Below are 317 nucleotides of genomic sequence, written 5' to 3' on the forward strand. Positions count from 1 at the left end.
ATCGTCAAGCTCGCGGACCTGCGCCACAACTCTGACATCCGCCGACTCAAGGGTCTGCGCGACAAGGACATCGAGCGGGTGCGCAAGTATCACTGGATGCATCTCGAACTCACGGCAGCAGAGGACGCATATGGACGATAACGTAGAAAAGCCCATTGATCAGGAACTGCCGATACCGCAATGGGCGCAGGATCATCTCCCGATGTGGGGCCGACGTAACTCCGCTGTTCATAAGATTAAGTTCGTGGAGACGGACGGCTGCGTAGATGCGATTCTCAGTTTTGACTGCGGCCCCAAGAAGCCCAACGAATTCAGCA

The 317-nt window shown here is 55.8% G+C and carries 1 protein-coding gene; it reads left to right on the forward strand.

All coding sequences use genetic code 11. The features are described 5' to 3' along the window. Window positions 1-130: 130 nt before the first annotated feature. A partial coding sequence (locus AC1RPU_RS08100) for a hypothetical protein (RefSeq protein WP_481769660.1) occupies window positions 131-317 on the forward strand: 187 nt, incomplete at its 3' end.

The organism is Dellaglioa sp. CoH-55-MRSF-7 (assembly GCF_056782235.1).